The organism is Sorangium sp. So ce296 (genome assembly GCF_051529605.1).
Taxonomy (GTDB): Bacteria; Myxococcota_A; Polyangia; order Polyangiales; family Polyangiaceae; genus Sorangium; species Sorangium cellulosum_D.
The window spans coordinates 13,378,941-13,393,817 of the sequence record NZ_CP150325.1; the positions used below are offsets into that span (position 1 = coordinate 13,378,941).

Sequence of the window (14,877 nt, forward strand, 5' to 3'; positions counted from 1 at the left end):
GCGCGCCGGCGATGTTCCTGCGCCGGGGCGGACGCTCGCCGGCGCTCCCCTGGACATCGGCGTGCGAGCGTCCAAGGCTCCCGTTCGAGCAAGAGGCGCTTCGCTCAGGAGGAACCATGCAGATCGACTTCGATATGCCCGTGATCGCGGGAGGCGGCCTCGACGCGGGCGTGCTCGACCGGGTCCTTGTCGACCGGGAACGGGGCGTGTTGACCCATGTGGTGCTCCGTTCGCCCCTCTCGAGCGAAGAGCTCCTGGTCTCGATGGATCTCGTGCAGGGCACGGCGGGGGGCCAGCTGCGCCTGCGGCCGGGGCGAGACGAGCTCCTCTCGCTGCCTCGGTACTACGAGGGGCGGACGACGGCGCAGCCGGCGGGCCGGGTCGACACCTCGCTCGTCCCGCAGCCGCCCGAGCAGAGGCAGGCGCTGGACGAGGCGCTGGGGGTCACCGACGACACGGTCGAGCTCGGCCCCGAGACGCGGGTGATGACCGCCGATGAGGCCGAGGTGCAGCTCGTGGGCATCGGCGCGAACGACCCCGGCAATGACATCTCGCGGCTCCGCGTGCGCGGCCCGGCGGGCGCCGAGGCCGACTTCCCCGCGTCGTGGATCGACGTGATGCGCGAGGACGTGGTGGCGCTGACGGTGACCCGGGACGACGTCCTGCGGTCGCGCCCCGCGCCCAGGCGCCGCGACGGGAACCTCGCGGACCTCGAGGGGCTCTCGGGCATGGGCGGCCTCGACGGAGACACGCCCGAGGAGGTGTTCGGCGCGGATTTCGTCGATGAGCTGCGCGACAAGGGCGGAATGGTCCTCAACGTCCCCGGCGCGAGCGGCCCCGGCGAGGCCGCCGACCGCCGCGCCGCCGAGCCCGTCGACGCGGGCGCGGCCGCGGGGGCGGAGCGGCAGCGCCCCTCCCGCTGAGCGCGCGCGCCGGGCCGCTCACCGACGCTCCTCTCGACCGGAGCGCCGCTCTCGGCGCGCCCTCTTCCCGGCCCTGATCGCGCGAGCGAGGGCCTCCTCCACGAGCGCGCGAGGGCCAGGAAGAGAGCGGCGCGGGACTCCATGCCAGGGAGCGTCCGAGTCGAGCTCGCGCCGGCCGAGAGAGAGAGAGCTGACCGTCGGAGCCTTGACATCGATGCTGGCGCGTGCTCGTCTCCGCCCCCCGATGGATCCACACGACAAGCCGCCGAGCCGGGACACGGGCGCGGCCAGGGTTCTCGATCCGAGCGCGGTGGCCGAGACGTTCCGTCGCGAGATCCGGGCGGAGCTCGCCGCCCTGCCTGAGCCGCTGTTCCTGGTCGGTGTGCTCGCGGCGGATCACGGGCCCTCGTACACGTATGCCGAGTACACGCGCAAGGCGTGCGAGGACGTGGGGGTGCGCTTCGAGATCCGCCACGCCACGCGGCTCAGCGCGGAGTCCGCCATCCGCTCGGCGAACGAGGACGCGGGCGTGCACGGGATCATGGTCTATTACCCGATCTTCGGCACGGAGCAGGACGTCTATCTGCGGGACAGCGTCGATCCGTCCAAGGACATCGAGGGGCTCCACACGTACTGGGCACGTTGCCTGTACGGGAACCAGCGTTTCCTGGATGAGGCGAAGACGAAGAAGGCGATCCTGCCCTGCACGCCGCTGGCCATCCTCAAGCTCGTCGAGGCGGCCGGCTTCTTCGGCCAGGGCGAGCGGCCGCTCGAGGGCAGGAGCGTGTGCATCTTCAACCGCAGCGAGGTCGTCGGGAGGCCGCTCGCGAGCATGATGGCGCACGACGGAGCGCACGTGACCTCGTTCGACATCGACGGTGCCCTGCTCTTCGTCCCGAGCTCGTCCGGCGGCACGCACGAGGTGCACGAGACGATGGTGGACCGGGCAGGCGCGCTGCGGCAGGCGGACATCGTGGTGACCGGCGTGCCTTCGCGGAGCTTCCCCCACGTGCAGGCCTCCGAGATCCGCGAGGGCAGCCTCTGCATCAATTTCTCCACCTTCAAGAACTTCAGCGACGACATCCAGACCAAGGCGAGCGTGTTCGTTCCGCGCGTCGGCCCCATGACCGTGACGATGGCGATCCGCAACAGCCTGCGTCTCTACAAGAACACCCACCCGACCGGGTGAGCCCGGCGCCCGCGCTCGCTCGCGTCAGCCCCCGGCCCACACCCGCGCGTGCTCGCGCGCCCAGGCCTCGAAGGTCCTCGGCTTCCGCCCCGTCACGCGCTCGACGGTGTCGGTTTGCAGGGCGCCCTTCCCCGCGCGGATGCGCTCCATGAGCTCGCCGACGGCCATGGCGAGCGACGCGGGGGCCCCGGCCTCGATCATCCTCCGCCGGGCGGCCTCGACCGGGACATCCACGCGCCGGAGCGGCGTGCCGAGGACGCGCGCGAGGATCTCGACCTGATCCGGCGTGCTGAGGAGCTCGGGGCCCGTCACCTCCAGCGCCTGTCCCAGGAGCTCTTCCGTGGTCATCGCGCGCGCGGCGACCGCGGCGATGTCGCGCGGCGCGATGGGCGCGGTCTTGCCGTCCCCGTGCGGGTTGTAGACCACGCGCTCGGCCCGGATGGACCGGGCCCACTGGAAGGTGTTCGACATGAACGTGCCGGGGCGGACGAAGGTCCAGCGGAGCCCGGACGACCTGACGAGGTGCTCCCGCTCGGCGTGGCGGCGGGCGAGCTCGACCTCCGCCGCGCCGGCGCTGATGCTCGACAGGAGGACGACGCGGGGCGCGCCGCTCGCCTGCGCCGCCGCGAGGAAGCCTCGGACGTGATCGATGCCGTCGGCCTCCGCGACCGGCAGCAGGAACGCCGCCCTCACGCCCTGGAGCGCCGGCGCGATCGTGTCCTGTCGCGCGAGGTCGCCCACGGCCTTGTCGACCCTGGCCCCCCAGTGGGCCACTTTGCGCTCGTCGCGCGTGAAGACCCGGACCTTCTCGCCCGCGGCGAGGAGCTCCTCGACGAGCTCCTTGCCGACGTTCCCGGTGGCACCCGTGACCAAGTACATGCGTGTCTCCTTCCAGGTGGGCTCCTCGGATCGATCCGTGAATCGCGGTCGAGCCGCCGAATCGCGCTCTCGACCGGGCCGAGCCACCCGTTCTGGGGCGAACCTACGACTGTTCCATGGGTTTGATTAGTGTGGACCTGTAGGAAAACTCGTTCCATACATGGGACAATCGATGCTGCCCGACCTCAACGAGATCGCTGTCTTCACCCGGGTGGTCCAGGCGGGCAGCTTCACGCGGGCCGCGCGCGAGCTCGGGATGCCGAAGTCGACGGTGAGCCGGAAGGTGTCCGAGCTCGAGGCGCGGCTCGGCGCGCAGCTGCTGCGGCGGACCACGCGCAAGCTCAGCCTCACGGACGTCGGCGCGGCGTATTACGAGCGCTGCGCGCGCATCGTGGCCGATCTCGACGAGGCGGACCGGACGGTGACGCAGATGCAGGACGGGCCGCGCGGGCTCCTGCGGATCACGGCGCCGCTGCACTTCGGGTGGATCGGCGGCGTGGTCGCCGAGTACCTGCGCGATCACCCCGAGGCGAGCGTGGAGGTGGTCTGCACCGATCGCGTGGTCGATCTCGTCGCCGAGGGGTTCGACGTGGCGCTGCGGTTCGGCGCGCCCAGCGACACGTCGCTCGTCGCGCGCCGCCTCGGGGCGCTTCCGCGCTACCTCGTGGCGGCGCCCGCGTACCTCGCGCGGCGCGGCGCCCCGCGCGCGCCGGCGGACCTCGCGGGGCACGACGTCCTCGTGTCCGCGGGGGCGCGCGCGGGGGAGCCGCCCGGCGCGCGGTGGGTGCTCCACCGCGGCGCGCGGCGCGCGGAGGTGCGCGTGACGCCGCGGGCGACGGCGAACAACCTCGAGGTGCTGCACCGGATCGTGCTCGCGGGCGTGGGCATCGCGGTGCTGCCGGCCATGCGGTGCGAGCTGGACGTGCGCGAGGGGCGCCTCTCGCGCGTGCTCGACGCGTGGAGCCCGGCCGACGTGCCGCTCCACGTCGTCTATCCCGGCACGCGGCACCTGTCGCCGAAGGTCAGGGTGTTCGTCGACCTCGTGCGCGAGCGGCTGGGTCCCGCGCTGCGCGGCCGGCGGGCGGGAGGGGCGGGCGCCGATCGAAGCAGCGCGTGAGGAGCCCCCGCGAGGAGATCACATGTGATCGGTGGGATCGTCGGGAGCGGTCCTTGGCCTGGCGGGCTGCGGCGGGGTGCCTCTCCGTGGGGCTGGTGAATGCGGCGCGGTTGCGGAAGCGCTTGTGGACGCGGCGGGGGTGGAAGAAGCGCTCGCCGCGGCGGAGGCGCTGGGAGCGGCCGGCGGCGAGGGCTCCGTCGCCGTCGGCGAGGGTTCTGCCGGGGAGAGCGGTGTCGCGGGCTGCGCGGCCGCGGAAGCAGGCGAGCCCGCCGGATCGGGCCGCGACGCCGGCGCGTCGCTCGGCGCGGTGGCGCGGAGGACGGCGTAGGTGACGAGCCCCAGCGCGAGCACGCTCGCGCCGAAGGCGAGCGGGACCCAGCCGCGGCGGCCGCTGCCCGGCGGCACGACGAGGATGCTTCCGGACGGCGCCAGGGTGCTGGCGGTCTCCTGGAAGGCCGGTGCGCCGCCCGGGCCGGCGCCGCTGCCCGGCGCGCCCCACGGGAGGGCCCCTGGGGCGGCCGGCAGCGTGGATCGGAACGCGCCGTCCGAGTCCATCGCGCCTGCGCTCACCCCTATCGCGCCTGCGCTCACCCCTATCGCGCCTGCGCTCGCCCCCATCGCGCCTGGGCTCGCCTCCATCGCACCTGGGCTCGCCCCCATCGCGCCCGGGCTCGCGCCCCCCGCGGGCGCCGGCGGCCGTGGGGCTCCGGTCTCCGCCCCGGGCGCGGCGGCCGCCGCGCTGAACGCCTCGGCGAGCTCGCTCGCGCTCTGGAACCGGCGCTCCGGCTCGCGCATGAACGCGCGCGAGAAGAACCGGTCCACCTCGGGCCCGAGCTCCGGCGCGAGGCTGGACGCGAGGGGGACGTCCTCCGTGCAGATGGCCACGAACACCTCGCCGATCTCCTCGCCCGGGAACGGGAGCCTGCCGGTGACGCAGCGATAGGCGATCACCCCGACCGACCAGAGATCGCTGCGCCAGTCGAGGGTCTTGCTCCGGCGCACCTGCTCGGGGCTCATGTAGTAAGGCGAGCCGACGAGCGTGCCCGTCTTCGTCTCCTTGCCGGCGAGCAGCGTGCCCTGGGCCTTGGCGATCCCGAAGTCGAGGACCTTCACGATCTCCTCGTCGTCCTGGCGCGCGAGGAACAGGTTCGCCGGCTTGAGATCGCGGTGGATGATCCCCGTCTCGTGCGCGCGGCGCAGGGCCTTGCACACCTGCGCGACGACGCTCAACGTGGCCGAAAGCGAGAGGCGCCCCTCGCGCGCGAGCCGCGTCTCGAGGTCCTCTCCGTCGAGGAGCTCCATCACGAGAAACGGCGTTTCGCCCTCGATCCCGTAATCGTGCACGTGGACGACGTTCGGGATCTTGAGCTGCGCCGCCGCCCTCGCCTCGCGCTCGAAGCGCGCCCGCGCGGTCGACGAGGCGGCGTACTCGGGCGCCATGAGCTTGATCGCCACCGCGGCGTCGAGCTGGACGTGCCGGGCCACCCAGATCGCCCCCATGCCGCCCCGCGCGAGCATCCGCTCGAGGCGGTATCTTCCAGCGATGACACTGCCTTCTGCGAGCGAACTCATGAGCCTCGGCCTCTCGCTGGGATGACGTCCCCGAGGCCCCGGGAGCCTGAGCTCCGGGCCGCCTCGCACCCAACGAAGCAAACGAACGGGCCCCTCGCAACAGGATCCGGCCGAGGAGAGGGCGAGCCGCCTACCTGCCCCTCGGCCGCCTCGTCGCGCCTGCGCCGAGCGCCGCCGTCGGGGCGGCGGCGCGCCCAGCGCCCTGCGGGGCCCGGAGCTCGCTCGCCCGCGCGCGCCGCGCGGGAGCGCCGCCTTGCGACGTGAGCTGCTCCAGCGCCGCCCGCAGCTCGGCGCGCACGTGGGGGCCGAGGAGCTTCTCCGCCATGGCGCTCAGGCGCCCGGCGAACGTGGCCATGATGCAGGCCGCGCGCTGGTCGTCGCGGTCCGGGGCGCCCGAGCGCCGGTAGTGCCGTGCGTAGTCGCGCGTGATCGCCCCGAGATCGCCGCCGACGTGCACCGCCTGCCGCATGAAGAGCCGCGCGGCGCGCTCGTTGGCGATCCGCGGCATCTGCGCGAGGGTCAGGGCGACGTCGGTCCTGCCCACGGCGAGCAGCATGGAGACCACGCGCTCGCGGGCGATCTCGACGAGCCTCGGCGCGAGCGTGTGCTCGTCGAAGACGTGGACGTTCGCCGGCACGAGCGCCTCGCGCTCGGCGCCGAGCTCGTTCAGGAAGGCGTTCAGCACCGGCGAGCGGGTCGGCGCGGCGTGCAGGTACTCCCGCGCGCTCTCCGCGGCCGGCGCGCCGCCGGGCGGCGAAGGGGCGCCGGCGTCGGGCGTCGCGGGCGCCTGACGCCGCGCGGCTCGCGCCCGCCGCGCCCGCTCGAAGTGCCGCTCCGCGATCCCGGCGCGCTCGTCCGCCGCGGCGGGATCCGTCGCGTCGAGGAGCGCGGCCAGCCCGGCGGCGCGGGCGGCGGTGACGTTCGGAAGGGGTTTCTGGCTGGTCATTCGAGCAGGCTCTCTCGCTGAGACCTGCTCAGGCGTTTACCACGCCGCGCGAACGGCTGTACAGGGCTGAACCCGGTTCGGTCGGGATGCGCGCCGGCGCGCGGCCGTCGTGCAGCGCCGCGGCGGCGGGCAGAGGCTGGATCCGCACGGGCGAACGGCGGAAGAGACGCTAGCTAAGGAGCGCACACCATGACGTCGACCTCGAGCCAATGGCAGTTCTGGATCGACCGCGGCGGGACGTTCACGGACATCGTGGCCAGGCGGCCCGACGGCTCCCTCACGACCGCCAAGCTGCTGTCGGAGAACCCCGAGCAGTACGCCGACGCGGCGGTCGAGGGCGTCCGCCGCCTGCTCGGCCTCCCGCCGGGGCGGGCCATCACCCCCGCCGAGGTCGCGTGCGTGAAGATGGGCACCACGGTGGCCACGAACGCGCTGCTCGAGCGCAAGGGCGATCGCACCGCGCTCGTGACCACGCGCGGCTTCCGCGACGCGCTGCGCATCGGCTACCAGAACCGCCCCCGCCTGTTCGATCGCCACATCGTGCTGCACGACCTCCTCTACGAGCGCGTGATCGAGGCGCGCGAGCGCGTCGACGCGCGGGGCGAGGTGGTCGAGCCGCTCGACGGCGCGGCGCTGCGCCGCGCGCTGGAGGAGGCGTTCGAGGCCGGCATCCGCGCCTGCGCCGTCGTCTTCATGCACGGCTACCGCTTCGCGGCGCACGAGCGGCGGGCGGCCGAGATCGCGCGCGAGGTCGGCTTCACCCAGGTCTCCGCCTCGCACGAGGTCAGCCCGCTCATGAAGCTCGTCTCGCGCGGCGACACCACGGTCGTCGACGCGTACCTCTCGCCCATCCTGCGCCGCTACGTCGAGCAGGTGGCCAGCCAGATGCCGGGCGTGCCGCTCTACTTCATGCAGTCGAGCGGCGGGCTGACGCTCGCCCGCAGGTTCCAGGGCAAGGACGCGATCCTGAGCGGCCCGGCCGGCGGCATCGTCGGCATGGTGCGCACCGCGCTCGCGGGCGGGCACGAGAAGGTCATCGGCTTCGACATGGGCGGCACCTCGACCGACGTGTCGCACTACGCGGGCGAGCTCGAGCGCGCCTTCGAGACGCAGGTGGCCGGCGTGCGCATGCGCGCGCCGATGATGAGCATCCACACCGTGGCCGCCGGCGGCGGCTCGCTCCTCACCTTCGACGGCGCGCGGCTGCGCGTGGGCCCGGAGTCGGCCGGCGCGAACCCGGGCCCGGCGTGCTACCGCCGCGGCGGGCCGCTGGCCATCACCGACGCCAACGTGATGCTCGGCAAGATCCAGCCCGACTTCTTCCCGCGCGTGTTCGGGCCCGGCGCCGACGAGCCGCTCGACCGCGAGGTCGTCGAGCGGCGCTTCAAGGCCATGGCCGAGGAGGTGCGCCGCGAGACGTCGCGCCCGATCACGCCGGAGCAGCTGGCGGAGGGCTTCCTGCAGATCGCCGTCGCGAACATGGCGAACGCGGTGAAGAAGATCTCGGTGGCGCGCGGCTACGACGTCACGCAGTACACCCTCCAGTGCTTCGGCGGCGCCGGCGGCCAGCACGCCTGCGCGGTGGCCGACGCCCTCGGCATGCGCCGCGTCTTCGTGCACCCGCTCGCGGGCGTCCTGTCCGCCTACGGCATGGGCCTCTCCGATCAGAGCGCGATGCGCGAGGCCGCGGTGGAGCGGCGCCTCGACGAGGCCGGCCTGGCCGCGGCGGGCGAGGCCCTCGCGCGCATCGGCCGCGACGCCGAGGCCGAGCTCGTGGGGCAAGGGTTCTCGCCGGAGCGCGTGCAGCTGCGAGAGCGCGCGCACGTGCGCTACGACGGCACCGACACCGCCCTCGTCGTGCCGTACGGCGGCGCGGAGGCGATCCGCGCCGCCTTCGAGGCGGCCTACCGCAAGCGGTTCGCGTTCCTGATGCCCGACAAGGCGCTGGTCCTGGAGAGCGTGTCGGTGGAGGCGATCGGGCCGGGCGACGCCGCCGAGGAGCGGCCCGCCGCGAACACGCGCGCGCGCCCGCACCACCCCGAGGCCGACGCGCGCGCGCGCATGTTCGCGGAGGGCGCCTTCCGCGACGCGGCGCTGTACCGGCGCGAGCGGCTCGGGCGGGGCGCGGTCATCGACGGCCCCGCCATCGTCGCCGAGGCCAACGCCACGACGGTCGTCGAGCCCGGCTGGCAGGCCGAGATCACCGCGCTCGGCCACATGACGCTCACCCGGGTGGCGCCGCGCCCCGAGCGCCGCGCGGTGGGCACCGAGGTCGACCCGGTGATGCTGGAGGTGTTCAACAACCTCTTCATGAACATCGCCGAGCAGATGGGGCTGCGCCTGCAGAACACCGCCCACTCGGTCAACATCAAGGAGCGGCTCGACTTCTCCTGCGCGCTCTTCGACGCGGAGGGCAACCTGATCGCGAACGCGCCGCACATGCCGGTGCACCTCGGCTCGATGGGCGAGTCGATCCGGACCGTGATCGCGCGGAACCCCGGGATGAAGCCGGGGGACGTCTACGTGCTGAACGACCCCTACCACGGCGGCACCCACCTGCCCGACGTGACGGTGGTCACGCCGGTCTGGGACGACCCGGGCGCCCGCGCGCTGTTCTACGTGGCCTCGCGCGGGCATCACGCCGACATCGGCGGCATCACCCCGGGCTCGATGCCGCCGTTCTCCAGGACGATCGAGGAGGAGGGCGTCCTGCTCGACAACGTGAAGCTGGTCGAGGCCGGGCGGCTCCGCGAGGCCGAGATCCTCGCGGCGCTGGGCGGCGGCCCGTATCCGGCGCGCAACCCGCAGCAGAACCTCGCCGACCTGCGCGCGCAGATCGCGGCGAACGAGAAGGGCGCGCAGGAGCTCTCGACGATGGTGGCCCAGTTCGGGCTGGAGACCGTGCACGCCTACATGAAGCACGTGCAGGACAACGCCGAGGAGAGCGTGCGCCTCGCGATCGCGCGGCTCGACCCGGCGCTGCTCCGCGACGGGCGCTTCACGCTGCCGCTCGACAACGGCGCGGCGATCGCGGTGGCCGTCCGGATCGACCGCGCGCGCCGCTCGGCGGTGGTGGATTTCACCGGCACGTCGGCGCAGATGGACAACAACTTCAACGCGCCCCGCGCGGTGACCATGGCCGCCGTGCTCTACGTCTTCCGCACGCTCGTGGACGACGACATCCCGCTGAACGCCGGGTGCCTGAAGCCCATCGAGGTGATCATCCCCGAGGGCTCGATGCTGAGCCCGCGCCCGCCGGCCGCGGTGGTGGCCGGCAACGTGGAGGTGTCGACCTGCGTCACCAACGCGCTGTACGGCGCGCTCGGCGTGCTGGCCAGCAGCCAGCCGACCATGAACAACTTCACGTTCGGCAACGACAGGGTCCAGTACTACGAGACGATCTCGGGCGGCTCGGGCGCGGGCATCGAGCTCGGCGCCGGCGGGGCGCGCGGCTTCCCGGGCACGAGCGTCGTGCAGACGCACATGACGAACTCGCGCCTGACCGACCCCGAGGTGCTCGAGCACCGGTTCCCGGTGCGGATCGATCGCTACGAGATCCGCGCGGGCTCGGGCGGCGCCGGGCGCTTTCCGGGCGGGGACGGCGGCGCGCGCGCCGTGCGCTTCCTCGAGCCGATGACGGCGTCGATCCTGTCGAACGGGCGCTCGACGGCCGCGTTCGGCCTGGCCGGCGGGGGCGCGGGCGCGCCCGGGCGCAACGTCGTGGTGCGCGCGGACGGCTCGACCGAGGTGCTGCCGCACATCGGGTCGGTCGAGATGGGGATCGGCGACGTGTTCGTGATCGAGACGCCCGGGGGCGGCGGGTACGGAGCGCCCGCGCCGGGCTGAGCGCGCGGGAGGCGGCGCAGCGAGGGGGGCGCGCCGTCGCCTCCGGAGGCGCGCCCTTGTCTCGACGCGGGCCGCGGCCCGGCGACCGACAGCCGTGTCCGCGTCGAGGCTAGAAGCCGCCGACCACCTGGACGCCGAGGCCGTCGCGACCGAGCCGGGCGGGCGCGGCGCCGAGGAGGCGCGGGCCGGAGCGCGCGACGTCCTCGCGCACGAGCGTCGTCTTCCGGACCAGGATGCCGCTTGCGATCATCGCGAGGCCCGCCGCCTGCAAGACGCCGTCGATCACGAAGATCGACTCGTCCCCCCTGTCCGCCACCCGCGCCGCGTGGATCAGCGGACCGGCCACCGGAACGGCGAGGACCGGGTAGCCCGCGAGCGTGCCCGAGACCGAGAACGGCGTGTACGCCACGCCGAGGATGGTCGCTCCCGCGGAGATGAGCCCGCCGCGCGCGTTCGTCTCGAGGCGGTACCCGAGGGGGATGGGGTCGCCCTTCTTGTAGTCGAGCTCGACCGGGTCGGCCGCGGTGAGCATGGGGCGCGCCTTCACCGCCCGGAGCGGCGCGTCGACGACCTTGCCCGCCTTGACGGAGACCGTGGTCGGCGGCGTCCCGAAGCCGTCGGAGCCGAACAGCACGATCACATGCGCGCCGGGCTCGACCTTGCCCTCCCAGGGGGTCGTGCCCACGCGCACGCCGTCGAGCGCGACGCCGAGCTGCTTGCCCGTGATCTCGGAGATGCGCAGGCGCCCGCGCGTCTCGATCGCCTTGAGGCTCGCCGCGACGCGCGCCGTCTTCCGGCCGAGGACGTCGACGCGCGCCTCGAACGGCTCGAAGCCGTCCTTCTGGATGCGCACCGTGTGCGCGCCCGCCGCGACGCGCAGCGGGGCCGGGAGCGGCAGCTCGGCGCGGCGCTCGCCGTCGACGAGGACCACCGCGCCGGGCGCGCCCCCCTCGATCGCGATCGCGCCGACGAGCTCGCGCAGCTGCTCCACCTCGGCGAGCGCCGCCTGCTTCGCGTCGGCCGGGAGCACGTCGTCGAAGTCGGCGAGGACCGACTCGAACAGATCGAGCGCCTCGGTGGTGCGCCCGAGCTTCTGCAAGCAACGCGCGGCGCTGGAGGTGGCCCCCCACGTCGGGAAGAGCCGCCGCGACTCGAGGAACTCGGCCGCGGCGGCCTCCCACGCCTCGGCCCTGTACATGCGCAGGCCGCGCTGGAAGCGGGCCTCGGCGTCCGCCTTCGCGGCGGCCTCGGCGGCGGCGCCGGCAGAAGGCGCGCCGGCAGAAGGCGCGCCGGTGGCGGGCGCGGTGGCAGCGGGCGCCCCGGCGGCGGGCGCGGTGGCGGACGGCGCGCTCGCGGCGGCCGAAGGCGCGCTGGCCGCGGGCCCGCTGGCGCCGGAATGCGCAGCCGCAGGCCTGCTGGCGGCGGGCTGCGCGCGTCCGGCGCCCTGCGCGAAGAGCGGCGCCGCCCACGCGGCGAGGAGCAATGCGACGGCCGCAGCGGCGCGTCGGGGGGGGCAGATCCGGATTCGCATGATCGAGAATGCGACGCCCGCAGCTTACAGGAACCCTGTCCCTTTCCCGCAACCTGGTTCTGGGCGCCGATGGCTACTGGAGCGTGCTCGGGACGAGCGGGTCCGCCGGCGGCCTGGGCGGCACCGACGGCTCCTTCGCCGGCGCCGGCGCCGGCCGGCGTGGCGGCTGCGGTCTGGCGGGCGGCGCGCCGCTCGCTCGGGCCGCCGGGACATCGAGGGCGAGCCGCGCCGGAGACGCGCCGTCCTCGGTCACGGCGACCTCCTCCACCCGCTCGGCCCCCGCGCGGACGAGGCGCACGCGGTGCTTGCTGCCGAGCACACCGGAGATCTCGACCAGCCCGCCGCGCACCTCGGCGGGCACCCCGTCGACCTCCACGGCGGCGTCGCTGGGCGCGACGGCCAGGACGACCCGCCTGAGGGCGACCGGCGCAGGATCGGTCGCCTCGGGCGGCGTCGCGGACGCGGCGCTGGCCGCGGGCGACGCGCTGGCCGCCGCGATTTCGTTCGCCGCAGGCGCTGCCGTCGCCGCGCTGGCCGCGGCCGTGCCGGCGGCCACGGCGGCGTCGGCGCCCGGCTCCGCCGCGCGCGGCGCCGCGAAATACGCGATCGCGCCCGCGACGCCGAGGGCGAGCAGGACCGCCGGCGCCCGGGACCGCGCCGCGGCGCCGGTCGCCGACGCGCCGCTCGCCATCGGAGCGCCGGACGTCGCGATCGCGGCGCGGCCGCGCCCGCCGTCCGTCGTCGAGTCGCCCGGGCGGCCCTCGGCGGTGTTCGCCAGGCTCCCCTCCCGGCGCGCCGCGTGGCCGACGTCGAGCCTCGGCGCCAGCACGGCGCGCTCCTCGTCCGTGACGGCCACGAGCATCTCCTCCCGCAGCGCGTGGCCGCCGGGCACCAGCGGGAGCATCGCGGCGAGCATCTCCTCCGCGCTCTGGAAGCGGTCGCCCATCTTCAGCTCCAGCGCGCGGTGCACCACGGCGGCCATCTCGCGCGGGACCCACGGGGCGGCGTCCTGGATGGGCGGGGCCGGCTCCGTGCACAGGAGGACGAAGAGGCGCGCGATCGAGGCGATCTGATGACGAGGCGCGTTCCCCGCCAGCGCGGCGTACAGGACGACGCCGAGCGACCAGATGTCGGTGCGGTAATCGACGGTGCGGATGTCCTCGATCTGCTCCGGCGCCATGAAGAGCGGCGACCCGAGCATCTTCCCGGTCGTGGTCAGCCCGGTCGTCACGCCGCCTTCCGACGGCTTGATCTTCGCGATCCCGAAGTCGAGGAGCTTGACCACGATCTCGCCATCGCCGGAGCGCGCCAGGAACAGGTTCGCAGGCTTGATGTCCCGGTGGATCACCCGGGCTTCGTGGGCCTTTTGCAGGCCGAGGCACGCCTGGACGACGATGCGCAGCGCGACGTCGGGCCGGAGCGGCCCGAGGCGGTGCAAGAGCTGCCCGAGGTCCTCCCCGTGGAGGTACTCCATCACGAGGTACGGCGAGCCGGTCGCGGGATCCGTCCCGGCGTCGAGCAGGCGAACGATGTGCGGGGTCTCGATGCCGGCCGCGGCGCGCGCCTCGCGCTGGAAGCGGCCGAGCGCGGTGCCGCTCTCCCGTCGCTTCTGCGAGCTGATGAGCTTCACCGCGACCCGCTCGCCGGAGTCGGTCTGCCGCGCCTCGTAGACGCAGCCCATCCCTCCCTCGCCGATCAAGCGGGTAAGGCGGTATTTGCGGTCGACGATCTCGCCTTCCAAGGCGGAGCAGGGTAGGTCGAAGGGCGCCCGGCTGCAAATCAGGCGCAGCTCAGGCGCAGACACCGCGGTGGGCGGGCGCCTCGGCCGGCGCGCGGCGCTGTCCGGCGGTCGACCTGCCGCGCGCCGCGGCGCGCGTCACCCCTGCGCGCCGGCGCCTTCGAACCGCGCCCCGCTCTCGCCGCTCGCCGCGCCGTTCGCCGCCCTCGCCTCGGCCCTGGGCGGAGGCTTTGCCTGGGCCGCGTGGCTCGTCCGGTGGACGGGCGGCATCTCGATGCCGTGCGCGCCGAACGCCTTCGCGAGGCGCCTCCGGTACTCCCGGCCCACCTGCCACTGCTCGGCCGGCTGCGTCTTGATGCGCGCGCGGACGACCACCGCCCGCTCGTCGAACGACTCCACGCCGACGAGCTCCAGCGGCTCGAGGATGCTCGCCCTGTAGCGCCTGTCCTCCTGGAGCTCGCGCGCGACCTCGCGCATCACCCGCATCGCCCTGTCGACGTCCTCCGTGGTGGCGACGGCCACGTCGAACACCAGGGCAGACCACTCCTTGGTCATGTTCGAGAGCGCGTCGATCTTCCCGTTCTGGAAGACGTGCACCACCCCGGCGTCGTCGCGCAGCGAGACCGTGCGGAGGCCGATGTGCTCCACGACACCCGAGGTGCCGTTGACGCTCACCACGTCGCCGGGCCGAAGGTGGTTCTCGAGGAGCAGAAAGAAGCCGGAGATGACGTCGCGCACGAGCTCCTGCGCGCCGAGGGCGATGGCCAGACCGGCGATGCCGGCGGCCACGAGGAGCGGCGCGATGTCGACCCCGAGCTGGACGAGGAGGATCATCGCCACCACGACCCCGATGACGACCCTCCCGGTCGTCCGGATGATGCCGAGCAGCGCCTCGGAGCGCCTCTCGATCTCGCGCACCGACTTGACGTCGCCGCTGCGGCTGCGCCTCATCAACGACACCTCGACGCGCCTGCACAGGAGGTGGAGCCCCTTGAGCAGCACGAGCGCGACGAAGAGGAGCAGCAGCGCCGTCGGCAAGGCGTGGATGACCCACGCGACGGCGCGCCGGAGAACGTCCCGCCAGGATGTGACGTCGAGCCAAGAGTCGAGCTGCGCCATGGGGGATGGCACCTCCT

The 14,877-nt window shown here is 74.2% G+C and carries 10 protein-coding genes; 4 read left to right on the forward strand and 6 right to left on the reverse strand.

The genetic code is table 11. The annotated features are described in order from the left end of the window. Positions 1-116: 116 nt before the first annotated feature. Positions 117-923 (forward strand): hypothetical protein, encoded by an 807-nt coding sequence (locus tag WME98_RS49395; RefSeq protein WP_061625153.1) that lies wholly within the window; start codon positions 117-119, stop codon positions 921-923. 244 nt (positions 924-1,167) lie between these two features. Beyond that, entirely contained in the window at positions 1,168-2,112 is a 945-nt protein-coding gene (locus tag WME98_RS49400; protein ID WP_061625152.1) for a bifunctional methylenetetrahydrofolate dehydrogenase/methenyltetrahydrofolate cyclohydrolase, read from the forward strand. A gap of 24 nt (positions 2,113-2,136) precedes the next feature. On the opposite strand, the gene WME98_RS49405 is transcribed toward WME98_RS49400, so the two are convergent. Continuing rightward, positions 2,137-2,991 (reverse strand): SDR family oxidoreductase, encoded by an 855-nt coding sequence (locus tag WME98_RS49405; RefSeq protein WP_061625151.1) that lies wholly within the window; start codon positions 2,989-2,991, stop codon positions 2,137-2,139. Positions 2,992-3,151: 160 nt separating this feature from the next. Here WME98_RS49405 and WME98_RS49410 point away from each other — a divergent pair, with 160 nt between their 5' ends. Then, positions 3,152-4,108 carry a LysR family transcriptional regulator gene (locus tag WME98_RS49410; RefSeq protein ID WP_437948467.1) on the forward strand — a complete coding sequence of 319 codons (957 nt, stop codon included), beginning with the start codon at positions 3,152-3,154 and terminating at the stop codon, positions 4,106-4,108. 18 nt (positions 4,109-4,126) lie between these two features. On the opposite strand, the gene WME98_RS49415 is transcribed toward WME98_RS49410, so the two are convergent. Next, positions 4,127-5,680: a serine/threonine-protein kinase gene (locus WME98_RS49415; protein ID WP_437948468.1), complete on the reverse strand. Its 1,554-nt coding sequence runs from the start codon at positions 5,678-5,680 to the stop codon at positions 4,127-4,129. A 130-nt stretch (positions 5,681-5,810) separates the two neighbouring features. Further along, complete coding sequence (locus WME98_RS49420) at positions 5,811-6,626, reverse strand: hypothetical protein (protein WP_437948469.1); 816 nt, start codon at positions 6,624-6,626, stop codon at positions 5,811-5,813. Between the two features lie 189 nt (positions 6,627-6,815). Between WME98_RS49420 and WME98_RS49425 the strand changes: the two genes are divergently transcribed. After that, entirely contained in the window at positions 6,816-10,472 is a 3,657-nt protein-coding gene (locus WME98_RS49425; RefSeq protein WP_437948470.1) for a hydantoinase B/oxoprolinase family protein, read from the forward strand. A gap of 109 nt (positions 10,473-10,581) precedes the next feature. Here WME98_RS49425 and WME98_RS49430 read toward each other — a convergent pair whose 3' ends face one another. The 3 genes from WME98_RS49430 to WME98_RS49440 all read right to left on the reverse strand — a co-directional run bounded on the left by WME98_RS49430 (position 10,582) and on the right by WME98_RS49440 (position 14,860). Beyond that, positions 10,582-12,003, reverse strand: a complete 1,422-nt coding sequence (locus WME98_RS49430; RefSeq protein WP_437948471.1) for a PEGA domain-containing protein — start codon at positions 12,001-12,003, stop codon at positions 10,582-10,584. Positions 12,004-12,076: 73 nt separating this feature from the next. Then, positions 12,077-13,744, reverse strand: coding sequence for a protein kinase domain-containing protein (locus WME98_RS49435; RefSeq protein WP_437948472.1), 1,668 nt, complete (start codon positions 13,742-13,744; stop codon positions 12,077-12,079). 135 nt (positions 13,745-13,879) lie between these two features. Next, on the reverse strand, positions 13,880-14,860 hold the full coding sequence (locus WME98_RS49440) for a mechanosensitive ion channel family protein (protein WP_437948473.1): 981 nt from the start codon (positions 14,858-14,860) through the stop codon (positions 13,880-13,882). Positions 14,861-14,877 lie beyond the last annotated feature (17 nt).

Excerpts from the sequence above, each read along its gene's own strand:
- WME98_RS49425 (WP_437948470.1), top strand. The coding sequence starts at position 6,816 with ATGACGTCGACCTCGAGCCAATGGCAGTTCTGGATCGACCGCGGCGGG.
- WME98_RS49420 (WP_437948469.1), bottom strand. The coding sequence starts at position 6,626 with ATGACCAGCCAGAAACCCCTTCCGAACGTCACCGCCGCCCGCGCCGCC.
- WME98_RS49410 (WP_437948467.1), top strand. The coding sequence starts at position 3,152 with ATGGGACAATCGATGCTGCCCGACCTCAACGAGATCGCTGTCTTCACC.
- WME98_RS49405 (WP_061625151.1), bottom strand. The coding sequence starts at position 2,991 with ATGTACTTGGTCACGGGTGCCACCGGGAACGTCGGCAAGGAGCTCGTC.
- WME98_RS49400 (WP_061625152.1), top strand. The coding sequence starts at position 1,168 with ATGGATCCACACGACAAGCCGCCGAGCCGGGACACGGGCGCGGCCAGG.
- WME98_RS49440 (WP_437948473.1), bottom strand. The coding sequence starts at position 14,860 with ATGGCGCAGCTCGACTCTTGGCTCGACGTCACATCCTGGCGGGACGTT.
- WME98_RS49415 (WP_437948468.1), bottom strand. The coding sequence starts at position 5,680 with ATGAGTTCGCTCGCAGAAGGCAGTGTCATCGCTGGAAGATACCGCCTC.
- WME98_RS49430 (WP_437948471.1), bottom strand. The coding sequence starts at position 12,003 with ATGCGAATCCGGATCTGCCCCCCCCGACGCGCCGCTGCGGCCGTCGCA.
- WME98_RS49395 (WP_061625153.1), top strand. The coding sequence starts at position 117 with ATGCAGATCGACTTCGATATGCCCGTGATCGCGGGAGGCGGCCTCGAC.